General features: G+C 64.3%; 18 protein-coding genes and 1 pseudogene. 14 read left to right on the top strand and 5 right to left on the bottom strand.

What is annotated here, in order from left to right; genetic code table 11:
- The 8 genes and pseudogenes from PMI40_RS24390 to lpxC form a co-directional block, all read left to right on the top strand.
- Positions 1-187: pseudogene (locus tag PMI40_RS24390) on the top strand (UDP-N-acetylglucosamine--N-acetylmuramyl-(pentapeptide) pyrophosphoryl-undecaprenol N-acetylglucosamine transferase); the annotation flags it as partial.
- The gene (murC, locus tag PMI40_RS13825; protein WP_008116414.1) at positions 184-1,608 is read left to right on the top strand and encodes a UDP-N-acetylmuramate--L-alanine ligase; all 1,425 of its coding nucleotides are present in this window, start codon (positions 184-186) and stop codon (positions 1,606-1,608) included. The pseudogene PMI40_RS24390 and the gene murC, both read left to right, overlap by 4 nt.
- Positions 1,605-2,609, top strand: a complete 1,005-nt coding sequence (locus PMI40_RS13820) for a D-alanine--D-alanine ligase (RefSeq protein ID WP_008116412.1) — start codon at positions 1,605-1,607, stop codon at positions 2,607-2,609. The genes murC and PMI40_RS13820 overlap by 4 nt, the downstream gene beginning before the upstream one ends.
- Positions 2,610-2,626: 17 nt before the next feature.
- A complete protein-coding gene (locus PMI40_RS13815; protein ID WP_008116410.1) occupies positions 2,627-3,397 on the top strand; it encodes a cell division protein FtsQ/DivIB in 771 nt (256 codons plus the stop codon).
- An 11-nt stretch (positions 3,398-3,408) separates the two neighbouring features.
- Positions 3,409-4,641 carry a cell division protein FtsA gene (gene ftsA / locus PMI40_RS13810; RefSeq protein ID WP_008116408.1) on the top strand — a complete coding sequence of 411 codons (1,233 nt, stop codon included), beginning with the start codon at positions 3,409-3,411 and terminating at the stop codon, positions 4,639-4,641.
- Positions 4,642-4,946: 305 nt separating this feature from the next.
- The gene (gene ftsZ, locus PMI40_RS13805) at positions 4,947-6,131 is read left to right on the top strand and encodes a cell division protein FtsZ (RefSeq protein WP_008116405.1); all 1,185 of its coding nucleotides are present in this window, start codon (positions 4,947-4,949) and stop codon (positions 6,129-6,131) included.
- 148 nt (positions 6,132-6,279) lie between these two features.
- Complete coding sequence (locus PMI40_RS13800) at positions 6,280-6,783, top strand: peroxiredoxin (protein ID WP_008116404.1); 504 nt, start codon at positions 6,280-6,282, stop codon at positions 6,781-6,783.
- Positions 6,784-6,993: 210 nt separating this feature from the next.
- The gene (gene lpxC, locus PMI40_RS13795; protein WP_008116403.1) at positions 6,994-7,929 is read left to right on the top strand and encodes a UDP-3-O-acyl-N-acetylglucosamine deacetylase; all 936 of its coding nucleotides are present in this window, start codon (positions 6,994-6,996) and stop codon (positions 7,927-7,929) included.
- A gap of 67 nt (positions 7,930-7,996) precedes the next feature.
- Here lpxC and PMI40_RS13790 read toward each other — a convergent pair whose 3' ends face one another.
- Positions 7,997-8,509, bottom strand: a complete 513-nt coding sequence (locus tag PMI40_RS13790) for a DciA family protein (RefSeq protein ID WP_040502055.1) — start codon at positions 8,507-8,509, stop codon at positions 7,997-7,999.
- A 90-nt stretch (positions 8,510-8,599) separates the two neighbouring features.
- On the opposite strand from PMI40_RS13790, the gene PMI40_RS13785 reads away from it, so the two are divergent.
- From PMI40_RS13785 to mutT, 6 genes are all read left to right on the top strand, one after another.
- Entirely contained in the window at positions 8,600-9,577 is a 978-nt protein-coding gene (locus tag PMI40_RS13785; RefSeq protein ID WP_008116401.1) for a M23 family metallopeptidase, read from the top strand.
- Between the two features lie 199 nt (positions 9,578-9,776).
- Positions 9,777-12,533, top strand: coding sequence for a preprotein translocase subunit SecA (secA, locus tag PMI40_RS13780; RefSeq protein WP_008116400.1), 2,757 nt, complete (start codon positions 9,777-9,779; stop codon positions 12,531-12,533).
- A gap of 81 nt (positions 12,534-12,614) precedes the next feature.
- Positions 12,615-13,400 (top strand): DUF2272 domain-containing protein, encoded by a 786-nt coding sequence (locus PMI40_RS13775; RefSeq protein WP_008116399.1) that lies wholly within the window; start codon positions 12,615-12,617, stop codon positions 13,398-13,400.
- 77 nt (positions 13,401-13,477) lie between these two features.
- Entirely contained in the window at positions 13,478-14,713 is a 1,236-nt protein-coding gene (gene argJ, locus PMI40_RS13770; protein ID WP_008116397.1) for a bifunctional glutamate N-acetyltransferase/amino-acid acetyltransferase ArgJ, read from the top strand.
- 5 nt (positions 14,714-14,718) lie between these two features.
- On the top strand, positions 14,719-15,594 hold the full coding sequence (locus PMI40_RS13765; protein WP_008116396.1) for an ATP-binding protein: 876 nt from the start codon (positions 14,719-14,721) through the stop codon (positions 15,592-15,594).
- Positions 15,594-16,013, top strand: coding sequence for an 8-oxo-dGTP diphosphatase MutT (mutT, locus tag PMI40_RS13760; RefSeq protein WP_008116394.1), 420 nt, complete (start codon positions 15,594-15,596; stop codon positions 16,011-16,013). The genes PMI40_RS13765 and mutT overlap by 1 nt, the downstream gene beginning before the upstream one ends.
- Before the next feature lie 83 nt (positions 16,014-16,096).
- Here mutT and yacG read toward each other — a convergent pair whose 3' ends face one another.
- The 4 genes from yacG to PMI40_RS13740 all read right to left on the bottom strand — a co-directional run bounded on the left by yacG (position 16,097) and on the right by PMI40_RS13740 (position 18,648).
- Positions 16,097-16,282, bottom strand: coding sequence for a DNA gyrase inhibitor YacG (yacG, locus tag PMI40_RS13755; RefSeq protein ID WP_008116392.1), 186 nt, complete (start codon positions 16,280-16,282; stop codon positions 16,097-16,099).
- A gap of 10 nt (positions 16,283-16,292) precedes the next feature.
- The gene (gene zapD, locus PMI40_RS13750) at positions 16,293-17,048 is read right to left on the bottom strand and encodes a cell division protein ZapD (RefSeq protein ID WP_008116391.1); all 756 of its coding nucleotides are present in this window, start codon (positions 17,046-17,048) and stop codon (positions 16,293-16,295) included.
- Positions 17,049-17,143: 95 nt separating this feature from the next.
- Positions 17,144-17,776 carry a dephospho-CoA kinase gene (gene coaE, locus PMI40_RS13745; RefSeq protein ID WP_008116389.1) on the bottom strand — a complete coding sequence of 211 codons (633 nt, stop codon included), beginning with the start codon at positions 17,774-17,776 and terminating at the stop codon, positions 17,144-17,146.
- Complete coding sequence (locus tag PMI40_RS13740; protein WP_008116387.1) at positions 17,773-18,648, bottom strand: A24 family peptidase; 876 nt, start codon at positions 18,646-18,648, stop codon at positions 17,773-17,775. The genes coaE and PMI40_RS13740 overlap by 4 nt, the downstream gene beginning before the upstream one ends.
- Positions 18,649-18,651 lie beyond the last annotated feature (3 nt).

Genomic DNA, 18,651 nt, shown 5'->3' with positions numbered 1-18,651 from the left:
GATGGCCGCCAATGGGGCCGCCATCCACTTGCCCCAACGCGAACTGACGCCGCAGGCATTGGCGGGTTTGCTGCAGAAAATGGACCGCGCTGCATGCCAGGCAATGGCGCAGGCGGCATACGAACAAGGCCGGCGCGATGCCAACGAGGCAATCGCGCGCGTGCTCGAAGGGCTGGTAGCACCATGAAGCATCGCGTCAAGAATATTCATTTCGTCGGTATCGGCGGCTCTGGAATGAGCGGCATCGCCGAGGTCATGCTGAACCTCGGCTATGGCGTCTCGGGCTCCGACCTGGGCAGCAACGCCGCCACCCAGCGCCTGGCGCAACTGGGCGCGGCCATTCGCTATGGCCATGCGGCCGAGAACATCGATGGCGCCGACGCCATCGTCACCTCGACCGCCGTCAAGGGCGACAATCCCGAGGTGCTGGCCGCGCGCAAGAAACATATTCCCATCGTGCCGCGGGCAGTGATGCTGGGCGAACTGATGCGCCTGAAGAAGGGCATCGCGATTGCCGGCACCCACGGCAAGACCACCACCACCAGCCTGGTGGCCAGCGTGCTGGCCCAGGGCGGACTGGACCCGACCTTCGTCATCGGCGGCCGGCTCACCAGCGCCGGTGCCAACGCCAAGCTGGGCACCGGCGAATTCATCGTGGCCGAGGCCGACGAGTCCGACGCCTCGTTCCTCAACCTGACGCCGGTCATCGAGGTCATCACCAACATCGACGCCGATCACATGGAGACCTACAACCATGATTTCGCGCGCCTGAAACAGGCCTTCGTCGAGTTCACCCAGCGCCTGCCGTTCTATGGCGTGGCCGTGCTGTGCCTGGACGATGCCCACGTGCGCGAGATCATGCCGATGATCTCCAAGCCGATCCTGACCTACGGTTTCCACGAAGACGCCGACGTGCGCGCCATCGATGCCCGTGCCGTCGACGGACATATGGAATTCACCGTGATCCAGGACGGCTATGCGCCGATGCAGATCAGCCTGAACCAGCCCGGGATGCACAATGTGCAGAACGCCTGCGCGGCCATCGCCATCGCCCGCGAGCTCGACGTCGACGATGCCGCCACGCAAAAGGCCCTGATCGAGTTCAACGGCGTGGGACGCCGCTTCACGCGCTATGGCGAGGTGCCGCTGGTGGACGCCGAAGGCCGTCCGGCCGGTCATTTCACGCTGATCGACGACTACGGTCACCATCCGGTCGAGACCGCCGCCACCATTGCCGCGGCGCGTGGCGCCTATCCCGGTCGACGCCTGGTGCTGGCGTTCCAGCCGCACCGCTATACCCGTACCCGCGACCTGTTCGAAGACTTCGTCAAGGTGCTGTCCACGCCCGACGTGCTGGTGCTGGCCGAGGTCTATTCGGCCGGCGAGGCGCCGATCGTGGCCGCCGACGGGCGTTCGCTGGCGCATGCGTTGCGCGCCGCCGCCAAGGTCGAGCCGGTGTTCGTGGACGATATCGCCGATATGCCCGAGACCATCTTCAACGTGGTGCGCGATGGCGACGTGGTCATGACCATGGGCGCCGGCTCGATCGCCGCCGTGCCTGCCCGGCTGACCACCATGGCAACCGACAAGACTGGAGGTGCGGCATGATCGATCAGGCCACCATCAAGGGCTTCGGCCGCGTCGGCGTGCTGTTCGGCGGTCGCTCGGCCGAGCGCGAAGTGTCGATGATGTCCGGCAACGGGGTGCTGCAAGCCCTGCGCAGCAAGGGCGTGGATGCCCACCCCTTCGATCCGGCCGAGCGCAGCCTGGGCCAGCTGGAAGCCGAGCGCTTCGACCGCGTCTTCATCGCGCTGCACGGGCGCTACGGCGAGGACGGCACCCTGCAGGGGGCGCTGGAACAGATGGGCCTGCCCTATACCGGACCCGGCGTGATGGCCTCCAGCATTGCCATGGACAAGGTCATGACCAAGCGCATCTGGCTGGCCCACGGCTTGCCGACGCCGCGCTTTGCCGTGCTCGATGCCCATGCCACCACGCGCGAGCAATTGCGCGTGGTGCCCGACCAACTGGGCCTGCCGCTGATGTTGAAGGCGCCGCATGAGGGGTCGACCATCGGCATCGCCAAGGTCAACGGCTATTCCGACATGCAGGAAGGCTTCGCGCTGTGCGCCCGATACGACGACGTGGTGCTGGCCGAGGAATTCATCCGTGGTCGCGAATTGACGGTGCCGGTGATCGGCACCGGGCGCGATGCGCGCGCCCTGCCGGTGATCGAGATCCGTGCCCCGGGCGGCAACTACGATTACCAGAACAAGTATTTCACCGACGACACGCAGTACCTGTGCCCGGCCCCGGTCGATGCCGCGCTGGCGCTGAGGCTGCAGGAGCTGGCAGTGCAGGCCTATCACGCGGTGGGTTGCCGCGGGTGGAGCCGGGTCGATTTCATGCTGCGGGATGGCGATGGCAAGAGCGAGCCGTACCTGCTCGAGATCAACACCTCGCCGGGCATGACCGGGCATTCGCTGGTGCCGATGGCGGCCAAGGCCGAGGGCCTGAGCTACGAAGACCTGTGCTGCGAGATCCTGCAACTGGCGGCGCTGGACATGAAGCCTGCGGCTGCCTGGTCGCCGCAGCCTGCAGCGCAGTAAACGGAAGAGGCTCAACGATGTGGCAGGACGCCAAGATGCTCAACGCCGCCAGCAGCGCCCTGCTGGCGTTGGTGGCATTGGCGCTGGTGGGCTCGGGATTGTGGTGGGTGGCGCAGCGGCCAATGTTTACGCTGCACACCATCCGCATCGAAAGCGCCAACGAGCTGCCGCTGGAGAAGATCAATGCCCTCACGGTGCGTTCGGCGGCAGTGCCACGCATCCGGGGCAACTTCTTCACCACCGACCTGACGGCGGTGCGCAGCGCCTTCGAGGCGGTGCCATGGGTGCGGCGGGCATTGGTGCGGCGCGAGTGGCCGGACCGGCTGGTGGTGAAGATAGAGGAGCACCGGGCGCTCGGCACCTGGGGCGAGGACGGCAAGCTGTTGTCGCAGAAGGGCGACGTATTCACCGCCAACCTGGCCGAGGCCGAGGATGACGGCGACCTGCTCGAATTCGACGGCCCGGAAGGCAGCGAGGCGCAGGTGGTGGCCAGGCTGGCGCAGTTCAGGCAGTGGTTTGCGCCGCTCAAGCTGGAGCCCGAGAGCCTGCAATTGTCCAATCGGTATGCGTGGACGCTGCGCATGGACAACGGCATGACGGTCGAACTGGGCCGCGACCAGGGTGATGCAGTACTGAAGGAGCGCGTCGATCGGTTGGTGGCGGTGTACCCGCAGTTGATGCAGCGCCTGCAGGGCAAGATAGAAAACGTGGACCTGCGCTACCCCAACGGGTTGGCGCTCAAGGCGGATGGCATGGTGCTGGCGGGATTGAACGGTAAAAAGAAATAAGCGACAACGACATGACAAAAGACGCAAAGAACCTGATCGTCGGACTCGACATCGGCACCTCCAAGGTGGTGGCGGTAGTGGCCGAGGTGTTGCCCGACGGCCGCCATGAAGTCATCGGCCTGGGCCAGTCAGAATCCAAGGGCCTCAAGAAGGGCGTGGTGGTCAATATCGAGGCCACCGTCGAATCCATCCAGCGCGCGCTCGAAGAAGCCGAACTAATGGCCGACTGCAAGATCAGAAACGTCTATACCGGAATTGCCGGCAGCCATATCCGCAGCTTCAATTCGAGCGGCATGGTCGCCATCAAGGACAAGGAAGTCACCGCCGCCGACGTCTCGCGCGTGATCGAGACCGCCAAGGCGGTCAACATCCCGACCGACCAGCAGTTGTTGCATACGGTGCCGCAGGAGTTCATCGTCGACAACCAGGAAGACGTGCGCGAGCCGATCGGCATGAGCGGCATCCGCCTGGAAGTCAAGGTGCACATCGTCACCGGCGCCGTGTCCGCGGTACAGAACATCGTCAAGTGCGTGCGTCGCTGCGGCCTCGAGGTGTCGGACCTGATCCTGCAGCCGATGGCGTCGGCCGATGCGGTGCTGACGGTGGACGAGCGCGAACTGGGCGTGGTGCTGATCGACATCGGTGGCGGCACCACCGACGTGGCGGTGTTTACCGAAGGCGCGATCCGCCATACGGCCGTGATCCCGATCGCCGGCGACCAGATCACCAACGACATTGCCATGGCATTGCGCACGCCGACGCTGGAGGCAGAAGAAATCAAGTTGCGCTACGGCGTGGCCAAGCAGATCCTGGCCGATCCGACCGAAACCCTGGAAGTGCCCGGGCTGGGCGATCGCAACCCCCGTACCTTGTCGCGCCAGGCGCTGGCGGCAGTCATCGAGCCGCGCGTCGAGGAGCTGTTTGCGCTGGTGCACCAGGTGGTGCGCGAGTCGGGCTACGAAGAAGTCCTGTCGTCGGGCATCGTGCTCACCGGTGGCTCGGCGATGATGCCGGGCATGACCGAGCTGGCCGAGGACATCTTCCTCAAGCCGGCGCGCCTGGGTACCCCCGAGTACAGCGGCCAGTTGGCCGACGTGGTGCGCAGCCCCCGATATTCGACGGTGCTGGGCCTGCTGCAAGAGGCCAAGAAGCAATACCTGCGCGGCTACATCGTCACGCGCCAGGAGGGTTCGGTCAAGGCGGTGTGGCAGCGCATGAAGGAGTGGTTCCTGGGTAACTTCTGAGCACGGTCGAGCTTGTTGTGCATCAGGATGTAAAAGTTTGTTGCCGCCGCCGGACCAGGCAGTAGTGTGTCGGCGGTGCGCAAGAGGTGATTTGGCGAGTCGGTTATTTGTTAAGGCGGTAATCAGTAAAACAGTCGGGCCCGGAGTTAGGTAGCATGCGGGCACGATGCAGTTCGGTGAATAGTAGAAAAAGCGGTTCAAACATACTTGGTCGTACAGGCATGCAGTTCTCAGTTGCTAGTCGTCACAGCGCGTGATGCCTATCAACTGCCTGCTGCAGACACACATAATTTAAAGGAGTCATCATGGAAATCGATATGGTCGACAATGCAACGTTGGGCACGATCATCAAGGTGGTCGGGGTCGGCGGTGCCGGCGGCAACGCCGTGCAGCATATGATCAACAAGGGTGTGTCGGGCGTCGAATTCATCTGCGCCAACACCGACGCGCAGGCGCTCAAGCAGTCCAAGGCGCATAACGTCATCCAGATCGGCGAGACCGGCCTGGGTGCGGGCATGCAACCGGAAGTCGGCCGTCGCCTGGCCGAAGACACCCGCTCGCGCATCGAGGATTCGCTGCGCGGCGCGCACATGGTGTTCATCGCCGCCGGCATGGGTGGCGGTACCGGTACCGGCGCCGCGCCGGTGGTGGCGCAGGTGGCCAAGCAGCAAGGCGCGTTGACGGTGGCGGTGGTGTCCAAGCCGTTCTCGTACGAAGGCCAGAAGTGCATGGACATCGCCGACGCCGGCCTGGAAGAACTGTCGCAGCACGTCGACTCGCTCATCATCATCCTCAACGAGAAGCTCGAGGAGATCTATGAAGACGACAGCATGATCGAATGGCTGTCGCATGCCGACGACGTGCTCAACAATGCCGTGGCCGGTATTGCCGAGATCATCAACGTGCCGGGTCACATCAACGTCGACTTCAACGACGTCAAGACCATCATGGGCGAGCAGGGCAAGGCCATGATGGGCACCTCCACCGCCTCCGGCGTGGATCGCGCGCGGGTTGCCGCCGAACAGGCCGTGGCCTCGCCACTGCTGGATGGCATCGACCTGTCGGGCGCGCGCGGCGTGCTGGTCAACGTCACCGCCAGCCGCAGCCTCAAGGGCAAGGAAATCAAGGAAGTGATGGCGACCGTACGTGCCTTCGCCGCTCCCGATGCATCGATCGCGCAGGGCATTGCCTACGACGACAGCATGGGCGACGAGATCCGCGTGACCGTGGTTGCCACCGGGCTGGGCCGTGCGCGCAAGGCGGTGCAACTGGTGCAGACCCCGGTCATGCGTACCGGTACGCACAACGAGCCGATCATGGCCACCGGCGCCATCAGCCAGGGCGCGGCGCAGCCTGCCGGCACCTTCGGCGGCTTCAAGCAGCCTGCCGTGTGGCGTCGCGAGTCGGCTTCCGACACCGTTCGTGCATTGGAAAAGAACGGCATGGAAACCTACGACATCCCGGCCTTCCTGCGCAAGCAGGCAGACTGAGTCCGTCCTGGAATGCGCCGCATCGCCGTCCTCGCGTGACGCGGCGCACGAAAAAGCAGACTGCGGCATACTAGCGCCGCGCCCCGAAGCATCGGGGCGCGGCGTTTTTATTTCCGCGCACCTCACTGACCAAAGACAAGGAACACACATGACCATCAAGATCGGCGACCGCCTGCCAGCGGGCAAACTGGCTGAATTCATCGAGACCGAAACCGAAGGCTGTTCGCTCGGCCCCAATACCTTTGAGGTGGCCGACCTGGTCAAGGGCAAGAAGATCGCGCTGTTCGCATTGCCCGGCGCCTTTACGCCCACCTGTTCGGCCAAGCACGTGCCGGGCTACATCGCCAGCGCCGAGCAGTTCAAGGCCAAGGGCGTCGACGAGATCTGGTGCCTGTCGGTCAATGACCCGTTCGTCATGGGCGCCTGGGGCCGCGAACAGAAGGCCACTGGCGTGGTGCGCATGCTGGGTGACGGCAGCGCCATCTTCACCAAGGCCCTGGGCATGGAATTCGACCTGACCGAGCGCGGCATGGGCGTGCGCTCGCAACGTTACTCGATGCTCATCGAAGACGGCGTGGTCAAGCAGCTCAACCTGGAGGCGCCCGGCAAGTTCGAGGTGTCCAACGCCGAGACGCTGCTGGGCCAGCTCTGAGGCCAGCGCGACACCGGTTGCCGGCGGGCCCGGCGCGACCATGACGACCCGGCGCCGGTCGCCCCGACCTGGTCCGGGGGCGACGGGTTGCCAACCCGGCAACGCGGTGGCTTGGCCGACTGCCCGTCAAGCCTGGTAAATGGTTTACTGCTGACCCCGTTTTGCAACAATGCGGCGGCTGGACCGGTCCGGCATGGCTATAATGACCGGATGTTGAAACAGCGCACAATCAAGAACCTGGTCCGTACCGTTGGCGTCGGACTGCACTCGGGCACCAAGGTCGAACTGACCTTGCGCCCGGCCGCGCCGGATGTCGGCATCATCTTCCGCAGGATCGATCTCGATCCGGTGGTCGAAATGCCGATGCTGGCCACCGGCGTGGGCGACACCCGCATGGCGTCGACCCTGACCAAGGACGGCGCCAAGGTTTCCACTGTCGAGCACCTGCTGTCGGCCTGCGCCGGCCTGGGCATCGACAATCTCTATATCGACCTGACCGCCGAAGAGATCCCCATCATGGATGGATCGGCATCGTCGTTCGTGTTCCTGTTGCAACAAGCCGGGCTGCAAGAACAGAACGCGGCCAAGAAATTCATTCGCGTGACCAAGCCGGTCGAAGTGCGCGAAGGCGCCGGCGACAAGGAAAAGTGGGCGCGCCTGGAACCGTACAACGGCTTCAGGCTGAAGTTCTTCATCGAATTCAACCACCCCGCCGTGGATGGCACCGGCCAGGTGGCCGAGGTCGATTTCGGCGTCGATTCGTACGTCAAGGAAATCGCCCGCGCCCGCACCTTCGGTTTCATGCAGGACGTCGAGACCCTGCGCGGCATGGGCCTGGCCCGCGGTGGCTCATTCGAGAACGCGATCGTCATGGACGAGTACCGCATCCTCAATGCCGATGGCTTGCGCTATGACAACGAGTTCGTACGCCACAAGATCCTCGATGCGATCGGCGATCTCTACATCATCGGTCATCCGCTGCTGGCCAGCTATGACGCCCACAAGTCCGGCCACGGCCTCAACAACCAGTTGCTGCGACAACTGCTGAGCCAGCCCGACGCTTATGAAATCGTCACCTTCGACTCGCTCGAGACCGCGCCCCAGACCTACGTGATGCAGGCCAAGCAGGAGTGGGCGCTCAACTGAGTCAGCCAGCTGGCCCGCAGCGGATGTTGCTATGTGGAAATAAGCCGTTTTGAGGTGCCTGTTCGGCCTATGTACGGGCGGTGCGACGGCGTACCATGGCATCGATGGCGTCCTTCAACGCCTGATTGCGCGGGGTGTCCTCGAGCGCCGTACTCAATTCGGCGAACGATGTGACGGCAGTCGAAGGCAGTTCCAAGACCCGCTTGGGAACGGGTGGCGGCGCGGCAATCTTGCCAACTTGCACTTTGATACGGATTGAATTAACCTGCCATCCGTCTTTTTGCAGCCGGTCTTGCAGCCGGGGGAGCAATTGCTTGAGTCGGGCCGCGAGTGCCGCGTTGGGCGCGCTCATTACCAGTTGCCCCGATTCGAATTGCAATATCTCGCAAGTCTCGAACATGCTCGGCAAGCTCGCCTTGCATGCCTTCTGCAGTGAGCTCAGGCGAGCCAGTGCCGGCATCAGGGCCGCCATCGCCGAGTTCGACTGCAGGTATACCGAGGCCTCCTTGGTGCTGCGCGCCATGCGTTGAGCGCTCGTGAGGCTGGGCCGATAAGGGGTGAATGTGGATGCGTACTTCATCTTGAAACCTTATCACATCCGGTTCATCACCGGCTGGTGTCTGAGAGCCCGTTGATGCGGCCTGGCCGCTACCGGCTCCATGGAGAAAAGATGCAGATCATCCTGTTGCACCCCCGCCTGACCAAGGCGCGCTCGATCACCCTGACCTCGCGCCACTTGCTGGTTGCACTGCTGCTGCTGGTCGCTAGCGTGTTCGGATCGGCGGCGCTGCTGTCCTATATGGCGTTGCGCCACGCGGCCGACGCCGACGCATCGCCCGTGTTCCACCGCCTGGCGGTATCGATGAGCCAGCAGGAAGACGACCGCAAGGAAAAATACCTGAAGGAAAACCTGGCCATGATGGCCGTCAAGCTGGGCGAGATGCAGGCCCAGATGATGCGCCTGGATGCCTTGGGCGAACGGGTGCAGGGCCTGGCCGGGGTACGTCCCGAGGAGTTCAACTTCAAGGAATTGCCCGGGCGCGGCGGGGTCGAGAATTCCAGCATCGGCGGTCCCGGGCGCGAAGTCGGCATGAGCGAGCTGCAGAAGATGCTCGACGCCCTGGCGGTCGACGCCGGCCATCGCACCGATTATCTCAATGCAGTCGAGTCGACCCTGATGAGCGACAGGATCAAGTCGCGCCTCTTGCCGACCAACCAACCGGTCAACGTGGCCTATAACTCATCGAGTTTCGGCTGGCGGCTCGACCCCTTCAGCGGCCACAACGCCTTTCACGAGGGGCTGGACTTCCCGGCGCCGGTCGGCACCCGCATCGTCGCTGCGGCCGCCGGGGTGGTGATCGCAGCCGAATACCATTATCAATTCGGCAACATGCTCGAGATCGACCACGGCAACAACATCATCACCCGCTATGCCCATGCCTCGCAGCTATCGGTCAAGGTGGGCGATATCGTCAAGCGCGGCCAGCACGTGGCCGATGTCGGCTCGACCGGGCGTTCGACCGGCGCCCACCTGCATTTCGAGGTGCGCATCCGCGGCGTGGCGCAGGACCCGCGCAAGTTCCTGGCGCTGGGCGCCACCGGCGGCAACCAGCCGCGGGCGGCACCGGTGTTCGTGGCCGGCCGCTAGGATTGCCAGGCCGACATCTTCCGGCACCATCGGCGCGTATTGAATCTTTGCGATCGGTCCCGATCTACAGCCGGGTGTAGTGCGGCGCCCAGTCGTGCGCGCGTGCTAAAATCGGCGGTTTATTATTGGCCTTTCCACGCCGGGCGTGCCAAAGCGCCTGCGGCCGGTATCCTTTTCGGCTCTTTTATAGAATCCAAGCATGTCATTTCTGACCAAGATCTTCGGTAGCCGTAACCAGCGGTTGCTAAAACAATATCAAAAAATCGTCCGCCAGATCAACGCGCTCGAGCCGTCGATCGAAAAGCTGACGGATACCGAACTTCAGGCCAAGACGCCGGAATTCAAACAGCGCATCGCCGGTGGCGAGAGCCTCGACGCGATCCTGCCGGAAGCCTTTGCCGTATGCCGCGAAGCCAGCCGCCGCGTGCTCAAGATGCGTCACTTCGATGTCCAGCTGATCGGTGGCATGGCGCTGCATTTCGGCAAGATCGCCGAAATGCGCACTGGCGAAGGCAAGACCCTGATGGCGACGTTGCCGGCCTACCTCAATGCGCTGGGCGGAAAAGGCGTGCACGTCATCACCGTCAACGACTACCTGGCGCAGCGCGACGCCGAGTCGATGGGCGCGCTCTATGGTTGGCTGGGCCTGAGCACCGGCGTGAACCTGTCGCAGATGGAGCACGACCTCAAGCAAGAGGCCTACGCATCCGACATCACCTACGGCACCAACAACGAATTCGGCTTCGACTACCTGCGTGACAACATGGTGTTCGACGCTGGCGACCGCGTCCAGCGCGGGCTGAACTTCTCCATCGTCGATGAAGTCGACTCGATCCTGATCGACGAGGCGCGTACGCCCCTGATCATCTCCGGCCAGGCCGAGAACCACACCGAGCTGTACCACAAGATGAACGGCGTGCCGCCGCTGCTGACGCTGCAGATCGGCGAGGAAACACCGGACGGCAAGGGCAAGATCGAGGTTCCCGGCGACTACACCAAGGACGAGAAGAGCCACCAGGTGCTGTTGACCGAGGCCGGTCACGACAAGGCCGAGCAGATCCTGACCCAGATGGGCCTGCTGCCGGAGGGCGCCTCGCTCTACGACACGGCCAACATCACGCTGATCCATCACCTGTACGCGGCGCTGCGCGCCCATACGCTGTATCACAAGGACCAGCACTACGTGGTGCAGAACGGCGAAGTGACCATCGTCGACGAATTCACCGGCCGCCTGATGACGGGTCGCCGCTGGTCCGACGGCCTGCACCAGGCAGTCGAGGCCAAGGAAGGCGTGAAGATCCAGAACGAGAACCAGACCCTGGCCTCGATCACCTTCCAGAACTACTTCCGCATGTACGGCAAGCTGTCCGGCATGACCGGTACGGCCGACACCGAAGCCTACGAATTCCAGGAAATCTACAAGCTGGAAACCGTGGTGATCCCGCCCAATCGCCCGAACGCCCGCAAGGACCGCCAGGACCAGGTGTACAAGACGGCGCAAGAGAAGTACATGGCGATGGTCAAGGACATCCAGGACTGCTACGAGCGCGGCCAGCCGGTGCTGGTGGGCACCACCTCGATCGAGAATTCCGAACTGCTGTCGGGCATCCTCAACAAGGCCAAGCTCCCGCACAACGTGCTCAATGCCAAGCAGCACGCGCGCGAAGCCGAGATCGTGGCGCAGGCGGGTCGTCCCAAGATGATCACCATCGCCACCAACATGGCCGGTCGCGGCACCGACATCGTGCTGGGCGGCAATGTCGACAAGCAGGTGCAACTGATCGACGCCGACGCCAGCCTGTCGGACGCCGACAAGGCCGCGCGCGGCGAGCAGCTGCGCGGCGAATGGCAGTCGCTGCACGACCACGTGGTCAATGCCGGCGGCCTGCACATCATCGGTACCGAGCGGCATGAATCGCGTCGCGTCGACAACCAGTTGCGTGGTCGTTCCGGCCGCCAGGGCGACCCCGGCTCGTCGCGTTTCTACCTGTCGCTGGACGATGCCCTGCTGCGCATCTTTGCCGGCGACCGCGTGCGTGCCATCATGGATCGCCTGAAGATGCCCGAGGGCGAACCGATCGAGGCGGGCATCGTCAGCCGCTCGATCGAGTCGGCCCAGCGCAAGGTCGAGGCGCGCAACTTCGACGTGCGCAAGCAGCTGCTCGAATACGACGACGTGGCCAACGACCAGCGCAAGGTGATCTACCAGCAACGCAACGAATTGCTGGAATCGGGCGACATGACCGAGATGATCACGTCGCTGCGCGAGGGCGTGTTCACCGACCTGTTCCGCCAGCACGTGCCGGCCGAGTCGATGGAAGAGCAGTGGGATATCCCCGGCCTGCAAGCCGTGCTCAAGAACGAATGGCAACTCGACGTTGCGCTCGACGCCATCCTCGAAGCCGAGCCCGACCTGGCCGACGACGACCTGCTCGAGCGCGTGCTGAACGCCTCCAGGGAGGTCTACGACGCCAAGGTGGCGGTGGTCGGCGTGGAAGCCTTTGCCGGCTTCGAGCGCAGCGTCATGCTGCAGAGCATCGACAATCACTGGCGCGAGCACCTGGCCGCACTGGACCACCTGCGCCAGGGTATCCACCTGCGCGGTTATGCCCAGAAGAACCCCAAGCAGGAATACAAGCGTGAAGCCTTCGAACTTTTTGCGCAGATGCTCGACCTGATCAAGAACGAAGTGATCAAGGTGGTGATGACGGTGCGTATCCAGAGCCGCGAAGAGATCGAGGCGGCCGAGGAAAGCCTGGCCGCCGGCGGCCCGGCCAACGTGCATTTCCAGCATGCCGACTTCGACCCCGAGGCCGCTCCCGAAGAGCTGCTGGCGCCGGCGGCGTCCGAGCAGGCCGCAGGCACCGAGTCCGAATACGCCAAGGTCGGTCGCAACGATCCTTGCCCGTGCGGCAGCGGCAAGAAGTACAAGCAGTGCCACGGCAAGCTGGCCTGATCCGACGCCAGGATCGGCCCGCGCCGGGATCACGCAAACCGTTCACCAGGACCTGGTGAACGGTTTTTTTTCGAGGACACCATGCACCCACACCGTTACCTGCCGCTGCTGGCCGCCGCAATGCTGCTGGCAGGCTGCGCATCCCAGCCGTTGCCGCAGTGGCAGCCGGGCGATCCCGGCTATGTCGTGCCCACGCCGGCGGCGCCCCCCGTGACCATGACGGCGGTGCCGCCAGTGGCCATCAGCACCGCCGCCCCGACCCGGGCGGCGCTGGTGGCCGCGGCGCGGGCCGAATGGGACTTCTTCGGCAACCAGCAGATCGACATGCGCCATGAGCCCTTCAGCTCGCCCCGCCTGGGCCTGCTGGAAGACGAAGGCGAGGCGGTGTCGCGGGTGGGCCAATACTGGCACGCCGTCGGCCGCAACCTGAGCGGCGCCGATTGCGACCAGCCCTGGTCGGCCGCGTTCATCTCGTGGCTGATGGTGTCGACCAACGTGGCGCCGCAGGACTTCGCCCCCAGCGAGACCCATTTCAACTATCTGAGCTTCCTGCGCGCTCGCCAGGCCCGCCCGGCACCGCAGTTCGTGTTGCGTCCCGCCGCCAGCGAGCCGCTCGGCGAGGGCGACCTGGTGTGCGCCCCGCGCGGCGACAATGCCGCCACCACGCTGGAAGACATACGGCCGGGGCTGGCCGGGCACTGCGACCTGGTGGTCGAAGTGCATGCCGACGAGGGCTGGGCCGGCGTCATCGGCGGCAATGTCTTCAATTCGGTGTCCGAGTCGCTGATCGCGGTCGACCCCCAGGGGCGTGCGCTACCGTTCGCGCAGCGGCCCTGGCTGGTGGTGGTCAAGAACCTGTTGCCGTGAAGCCGGTGGGCTTTGTCATCAGCATGAGATCGAAAGTGTTTAAAATAGGCGCTTCGATTTTTTGCTGAAAGCATGCCATGGCCGTCAATTCGCCGATCCCCGTTTCTTCCGACCTCAAAGCCGTCGCCGGCATCGAACTCGGCCATGCCGAGGCGGGCGTGCGCAAGGCCAATCGCAAGGACCTGCTGGTGCTCAAGCTGGCACCCACGGCCACGGTGGCCGGCGTATTTACCAAGAACCGTTTCTGTGCCGCGCCGGTACAGGTATGCAAGGCCCACCTCGAACAGCTGGCCGCCGACAAGCCCATCCGGGCGCTGGTGATCAATACCGGCAATGCCAACGCCGGCACCGGCGAAGAAGGCCTGGCCCGCGCCAATGCCACCTGCGACGCCCTGGCCGGCCTGCTGGGCGTGGATGCGGCCCAGATCCTGCCGTTCTCCACCGGGGTGATCCTCGAGCCGCTGCCGGTCGAGCGCATCGTCGCCGGGCTGCCCCAGGCCATCGCCAACCTCAAGGCCGACAACTGGTTCAATGCCGCCGAAGCCATCATGACCACCGACACCCAGCCCAAGGCGGCGTCGCGCACGCTGACCATCGGCGGCAAGCAGGTGGTGATGACCGGTATCAGCAAGGGGGCCGGCATGATCAAGCCCAACATGGCGACCATGCTGGGTTTCCTGGCGTTCGACGCCAAGCTGCCGCAGGCGCTGCTGAACCAGCTGGTCAAGGACGCCGCGGACCAATCGTTCAACTGCATCACCATCGACGGCGATACCTCCACCAACGATTCCTTCATCCTGGTGGCCACCGGCGCCGGCGAACTCGACATCAGCAGCGCCGATAGCGCCGAATACCGGCAACTGGCGGCCGCCGTCACGGCGCTGTCGCAACAGCTGGCGCACCAGATCGTGCGCGATGGCGAAGGCGCCACCAAGTTCATCGAAGTGGCCGTGGAAGGTGGCCGCAGCGTCGAGGAATGCCGCCAGATCGCCTACTCGATCGGCCACTCGCCGCTGGTCAAGACCGCCTTCTTCGCGTCCGACCCGAACCTGGGCCGGATCCTGGCCGCCATCGGCTATGCCGGCGTGGACGACCTCGACGTGTCGCGGCTCAACCTGTACCTGGACGATGTGTGGGTCGCCAAGGATGGCGGACGCAACCCCGACTACCGCGAGGAGGATGGCCAGCGCGTCATGCAGAAGTCGGAGATCGTGGTGCGGGTGAAGCTGGCGCGTGGCGAGGCGCGCGCTTCCATCTGGACCTGCGACCTGTCGCACGACTACGTCACCATCAACGCCGACTACAGGTCCTGAACGCCATGAACCAGTTAGATCAATTCCTGCTGCGTGCCGAAGCCTTGCTGGCGCGGGTCGAAGCCATCCTGCCCAATGCCGCCGGCCGCGAGCCGGACTGGAACGCCGGGGTCGCCTTCCGCTGGCGCGGTGCGTCCGGCCAGCGCGCCGGCTACCTGCAATCGGTGGGGCAGATCTCGAAGATCGGCTTGTCCGACCTGCATAACATCGGCCCGCAGAAGGAGCAGATCGACCAGAACACGCGCCAGTTCGTCGACGGGCGCCCGGCCAACAACGTGTTGCTGACCGGCGCCCGCGGCACCGGCAAGTCGTCGCTGATCAAGGCTTGCCTGAACCAGTATGCCGATCGCGGCCTGCGCCTGATCGAAGTCGACAAGGACGACCTGCATGACCTGCAGGATATCGTTGAACTGGTGTCGGCCCGGCCCGAGCGCTTCATCGTGTTCTGCGACGACCTGTCCTTCGAAGAAGGCGAAAGCGGCTACAAGGCATTGAAGGTGGCGCTCGATGGCAGCATCGCGGCGCAATCCGACAACGTGCTGATCTATGCCACGTCCAACCGCCGCCACCTGATGCCCGAGCGCCTGTCCGACAACAGCACCTATACCCATACCGAAGACGGCGACCTGCATCCTGGCGAGACCGTCGAGGAAAAGATCTCGCTGTCGGAGCGCTTCGGGCTGTGGGTCACTTTCTACCCGTTCAAGCAGGACGACTTCCTCGACATCGTGGCGCACTGGCTGCGTCATTTCGGTTGCACCGACGCCCAGGTCGAGGCCGCGCGTGGCGATGCCCTGCGCTGGGCCTTGCAGCGCAGCTCACGTTCGGGGCGCGTGGCGTGGCAGTTCGCGCGCGACTACGCCGGCCGGGCGCAGCCCTGATGGGCGAACTCAGGCAGGCGCCGATCGACGTCGCCGTCGGCATCCTGATGCAGCCCAATGGCGACGTGTTGCTGGGCCAGCGCCCGGCGGGCAAGCCCTATGCGGGCTATTGGGAGTTCCCGGGTGGCAAGGTCGAAGCCGGCGAGACGATCTTCGCGGCCTTGCAGCGCGAGCTGAAGGAAGAACTGGGGCTGGAGGTCATCGACGGCGAGCCCTGGTGCGGGGTCGAGCACGTCTATCCGCACGCCCATGTGCGATTGCATTTCTTCATCAGCCGCCAATGGCGCGGCCAACCGCAGGGCCTGGAAGGCCAGGCCTTTGCCTGGCAGGGCTCGGTCGGGGTCGAACCGCTGCTGCCGGCGACCATCCCGTTGATCGAATGGCTGGATCGCCTGCGCTACGGCGAGGATCGGATGTGATCGAGCCCGATTGAGTGCCATTCAAGCGAAAAAGCCGCGCGATGCGGCTTTTTTTCATGCGCGTCGATGATGCCATGCCGTTGCTATTGCAGCGGCTGATCCTCGTCGTCGGCCTGCGGCAGGTTCACTGCGGGAATGGCGTATTTTTCCTCGGCCCAGGCCCCCAGGTCGATCTGTTTGCAGCGTTCCGAGCAAAACGGGCGGAACTTGTTCTTTTCGATCCATTGCACCTTGGCGCCACAGGTAGGGCAGTCGACGACAGCAGTCATGATGGCCCCCTCAGAAACCGCACAGCGCCAGTTCGAACGGCACTTCGCCGTCGAACGAACGGGGCTTGGGTTCACCATCCTGCTGGGTGAAGCGCACCCACAGCATGTATTTGTTGGCCGAGATCTCGGGGATCGCGCCCAGCTCGATGTCGAGTGACAAACGCAGCATCTGGTACACCTTGCCTTGCAGCATCTGTTGATAACTACCGCCTTCGGCATTGATCTTGACCGCATGCCCCGATTCGCGCAGCAGGCGCAGAACGATCGAGATGGCATCGAACAAGGCCGCCAGCGGCGCGAACCAGGTCGAGATGTCGGTGAAGCGGCGTTCGAAGGAATGTTGTTGCCAGGCATAGTAGGCCGGCAAATCGAATTCGCAGGCCCCGCCGGGGATGATGGTGCGCCCGCGGATGCTCATGAGCCATTCGTTGTCGCGGATGTTCTGCCCGGTCTTGCCCTGGGCTGCGGCCAGGGCGGTGCTGGCCTGGTCGACCTCGGCCAGGATCGCATTGAGCATCTCGGGCTCGACATTGGGGTTGGTCTGGTAGGCCAGCAGGATCTGCTTTTGCCGTTCGAGTTCTTGCAGCAGGTCCGACTTGAGGTCGGCACGTCCGGCCACTTCCAGCATTTCGAAGATGGTCGAAAGGGCGATGTGATGCTGATGCGGGCTTTCCTGGTGCAAGAAGAAGACGAACTTCTCGTACAGGTCTTCCAGTCGCAACAGCGTGCGAATACGCTCATTGAAAGGGTATTCGTAGACGATCAAAGCATGATCCCTTTATTGGTTGAACCGGACACGGTGGCGGCATGTCGCGCACTACCGGCGACGTTGTGTGTGATTCTGACCCATGCAGAGGAAAATTACAATTGAATGGCGGCCTGCCGAGCCAATGCCAGATAGCTGGCATGCAATGCCTGTACGTGCGGTATCAATTGCGCGGCGCTGCCATTGTTCTCGACGACGTCGTCGGCCACCGCCAGGCGCGCCGCGCGACTGGCCTGGGCCGCCATGATCGCCTCGACCTCGTGGCGGGCCAGGCCGTTGCGCGCCATTACCCGGGCGACCTGGATTTCTTCGTCGCAGTCGACCACCAGGATGCGCGAGGTACGCCCGACCCAGTTGCCGGATTCGACCAGCAGCGGCACCACGAAGACCAGGTAGTGGCCGTCGGCGCGCTCGGCGGCGCTGATGGTCTCGCTACCGATGAGCGGATGCAGGATGGCTTCGAGCCGGTGACGTGCCAGCGGGTTGCCGAACACATGGTTGCGCATGCGGGCGCGGTCCATGGCGCCCCGGGCGTCGATGAACTCGGCACCGAACTGCTGTGCGATGGCCGCGATCGCTAGCCCGCCCGGTGCCGTCAGCTGGTGGGCGATGGCGTCGGTATCGACCAGCGCCGCGCCCAGTTCACCCAGCAGGTTGGCGACCGTGGTCTTGCCGCTGCCGATGCCGCCGGTCAATCCGACCGAGAAACGCTGCGTCGAGGAAGTCATGGAAGATACCGATAGTCGTAGAAACCGAATGAAAGCCAGTTGGCCCCGAACAGCAGGGCCATGATGCCCGCCACGGCCAGGTAGGGGCCGAACGGAATCGGTTGGTCGCGTTCCTGGCGGCGCAGCAATACCAGCGCGATACCGACGATGGCCCCCAGCGCCGAGGCCGACAGCAGCACAAAGGGCAGCGCCTGCCAGCCCAGCCATGCGCCCAGCGCTGCCATCAGCTTGAAGTCGCCATACCCCATGCCTTCCTTGCCGGTGGCCAGCTTGAAGCCCCAGTAGATGAGCCACAGCGCGACATAGCCGGCCGCCGCGCCCACCACGGCGTCGTGCAGCGGTGCCAGGTAATGGTTGAGGTTGAGCAGCAAGCCCAGCCACATCAGCGGCAGGGTCAAGTCGTCGGGCAGCAGCATGGTGTCTGCATCGATGAACGCCAGCGCCACCAGGAAGGCGCAGCACAGCATGATCGCCAGCCCCTGCTGGGCGGCGCCGAAGCGCCACGCCGCCACCGCGAACAGGGTAGCCGTGATCACTTCGACGGCCGGATAGCGCAGGCCGATGGCGGCGCCGCAGGCATGGCAACGGCCGCGCAACCAGAGCCATCCCAGCACCGGCACATTGTGCCGGGCGGCGATGGCGGTGCCGCAATGGGGGCAGGCCGAGCGCGGCAGCATCAGGTTGTAGCGATCGGCATGCGGGAGTGCCTCGCCACGCTCGGCGGCGAAGAAATTGGCGCTCTCGCGCAGCATCATGCGCGGCAAGCGGTGGATCACCACATTGAGGAAGCTGCCCACCGCCAGGCCCAGCAGCGCTGCCAGCAGCGTGATGACGGGGTTGCCGGCGGCGCCGGCCGCATCGAAGTAAGACATTGT

Source organism: Herbaspirillum sp. YR522, from assembly GCF_000282575.1.
Classification (GTDB): domain Bacteria; phylum Pseudomonadota; class Gammaproteobacteria; order Burkholderiales; family Burkholderiaceae_D; genus Herbaspirillum.
This window is presented reverse-complemented; position numbering and strand designations above follow the sequence as displayed.